Here is a 2,930-nt window from a genome sequence, read left to right on the forward strand (position 1 = left end):
ATATTCTTAAATAAACTTTCTCTGTATCATGACGTACGATCAGTGGTAATCAGGTCGCCTTTTGTCCAGACATAAGGCGCAAAATAGGAGATCAGATCCGTTATTCGTTTGTCCCGGGCAACAACCATACCGGATGAGTAGGGGGTATAGCCCATTTTATGGGGATCAACGACAATGGAGTCCGCTTCGGACATAGCCTTGTACGCCTGATAAACACGCTCAGGAGGCCAGTCCAGGTCACGATGAACAATTTTCTCCTCGTGCAGTGTACCTTTCATTTCACTGTACGACATGAATTGATCATTCTCGTCCAGAAACATGGAGCGGTTATATCCGCCATAGGCGGCATCGACATGAAAGTAGAACGTCATGCCTTTGCTTGCGGCTTCTTCCCGAATTTTCAGGATTTCGTGAATCTCATCGACAGCACCTTCTTCGGTGGTTCCCACCACTGCCACAACGCCCATAATAGGAATTTTCTTATTCATTAAATCCAGGACAACTTCCCTGAGATGCCCCATATCCATACGGAAGGCACTGGTCACCTGTATTTTGGTCATGTTGTCCAGCCCGAGACCGAGCACATCCACCGCTTTATCCCAACAATAATGTCGGGATTGAGGAACGATCAGCTGTCCCAATGTGTCGGCTGTCATTCCTGTATAACGTACAGAGTGTTTTCTGGCTTCCAGAAAGAGGCCTTTATCTTTGGTTTGGTCCATCAATTGGAAAATTTGCCCGGGGGTTAAATTCAATAACTCCCAGTCAGACTGACTCCCTAACAGCTCAGGCGCTACGGCTTTAACACCAAACGGGAAGGATTTCAGCCCACGCATAAACCACAGGGCCTCAAAATTAGCGATATGTCCGCCACTGGTTATATGCCCCCAGACCTTATCCGGGTCAAAGCCCATCATTTTTCCCATTTGCTGGCCAGCTTCCAGTTCCATGATGGTGGTAGCCGGTGATGCCTCTCCAGCCACATTGTTGGGGTTATAGAGCATGACACCCATGTAGGCCAGTGTTGCCGACATAAGAATATCGGAGTTCATATGCCCCAGGTAACGGGGTGAGTGCCAGGGTAAGGAACTGGCCTTGAGTTTATCCGATAACTCATCCAACACCTCCCGGGTCCGGTCAAGGGTGGACATAAACCCGTCTTGACGTCTGTTTTCCAGGGTAATCGCATCTTTGTCATCGGGATGAAAGTTGCGCCGCCAGTGAATATGCTCATCCATCATGAAATCAAGCGCTTCCTTAAAGAAATCCCGGTTTTCAGATTTGGGACCAAGAAACAGGGCATCAATATCCACAGGTTTCATGATTTGCTCCTCTGCTCAGGTATTTTAAAGGCTTATTCACGATTGAGTGTCGGTGGCAGTCTTCCATTCAGGTCGACGGAACTGATAGATAATCAGCGGGATAACCCCCATTACCACCATGCCAATAATTAGAAATGGCTTATACAACGCACTGATCTGCCCTGATATCTGCTGGGGAGGGATATAACCGGCAAAGAAACAGAACAGCACGGTGAGGAAACCGGCACCAGCGACAATCCACATACCGATATGGCCACCAGGGACTTTGTAAGCCCGCTGCACATCCGGGAAGGTATAACGCAACTTAATGCCAGCGCCGAACATAAACAGATAGACGACGATATACATTTGTGTCGCCATGATTAACAGCAAAAAGAACGCTTCGTTGACACCGGGAATAATCAGATAGGTCAGCCCTACGACAGAAATGGCCAGCGCCTGAAGAATCAACAGGTTTGTAGGTACACCGGCGCTATTGGTTTTGGCAAACCATGGCGGCAGGTCCCCCCGTTTGGCTACACCCAGCACCCCCTTGCAAGGGCCAAGAACCCACGTACTCACTTGCCCTGTAGCGCCTAGCGCCGCAAGAAAAGCAATAACGGGAACCAGCCAGTCCAGGTGGAAGTGATGAAAGAAGTCAGTAAATGCCTGCATGATGCCAGCCACCAGACTGATATTTTCATGGGGTACCACGATAGCCACACTTACTGAGCCAAAGATATTTAAAACCAGTAAGAGAAGCACGCCGAGAAACAGGGCTACCGGATAGTTCCTTTGTGGGTTTTTCACTTCATTGGCGTGCACTGACGACATCTCCAGGCCTGCATAGACAAACACCATACCGGTGAAGAAAGCCCATGTGTTACCGTTTGCCAGATCAGGCACAAAACTGGATTCTTTCGCGGCAAAGCCAAGCTGAACAGGATCACCCTGGATCAGATAGGCAATGGCCAGCACAATGATCAGGCCACCGGGGATAAACACGCCAAGAATAACCCCCCAGGTACTGATAAAACTTGAAGCTTTCATGCCGCCGAAATTGATAAACGTCAACAGCCAATACATACCGATAATAACAATGATGAGATAAACTTTATTGGTGGCAATCCCGGGGTTGAAAACAAACGCCCACATGGAAGCCACAAAGGAGAGAATCATCACCATGCCAAAAAACATCTGCACCCACAGAAACCACATGGCAAGCAGCGCCCACCGCTCTCCGAAGGCTTCGCGTATCCAGACATACACCCCACCGGCCTGAGGCCAACCGGTAGCAAGCTCTGCCGACACCATGCCACACGGGATCATAAACAGAATGGCCGGAATGGACGTATAAAACAGCATCTCCAAACCGGTTTCAGCAATCATCGGCATATTACGAATGCTGATGACAAAGGCCGAGGTAATCATAACCAGCTTGAAAACGCTCAACACCTTTGTGCCGGGGGATGCGGAATCGGCCATCGGGACGCCTCCAGTTAACCATCAATGTGGGGAAATGTCGGTTGCTTGGCAAGAAATAACAGGGAATGAACCATCGGTTTGACAATGATTAACCCGGATATTTCATAAACTGCCCCGAATCTCGCGCACGACCACATGGATGTG

General features: G+C 49.1%; 2 protein-coding genes. Both read right to left on the reverse strand.

From position 1 onward, the window contains the following. Nucleotides 1-26 precede the first annotated feature (26 nt). Nucleotides 27-1,322, reverse strand: a complete 1,296-nt coding sequence (locus KDK14_RS05735; RefSeq protein WP_257264057.1) for a pyridoxal-dependent decarboxylase — start codon at nucleotides 1,320-1,322, stop codon at nucleotides 27-29. A 36-nt stretch (nucleotides 1,323-1,358) separates the two neighbouring features. Continuing rightward, the gene (locus tag KDK14_RS05740; RefSeq protein ID WP_257264058.1) at nucleotides 1,359-2,786 is read right to left on the reverse strand and encodes an amino acid permease; all 1,428 of its coding nucleotides are present in this window, start codon (nucleotides 2,784-2,786) and stop codon (nucleotides 1,359-1,361) included. Between the last annotated feature and the right edge of the window lie 144 nt (nucleotides 2,787-2,930).

The sequence above is a fragment of the Endozoicomonas sp. ONNA2 genome (assembly GCF_024606365.1).
In the GTDB taxonomy this organism is placed as follows: domain Bacteria; phylum Pseudomonadota; class Gammaproteobacteria; order Pseudomonadales; family Endozoicomonadaceae; genus Endozoicomonas.

Excerpts from the sequence above, each read along its gene's own strand:
- KDK14_RS05735 (WP_257264057.1), bottom strand. The coding sequence starts at position 1,322 with ATGAAACCTGTGGATATTGATGCCCTGTTTCTTGGTCCCAAATCTGAA.
- KDK14_RS05740 (WP_257264058.1), bottom strand. The coding sequence starts at position 2,786 with ATGGCCGATTCCGCATCCCCCGGCACAAAGGTGTTGAGCGTTTTCAAG.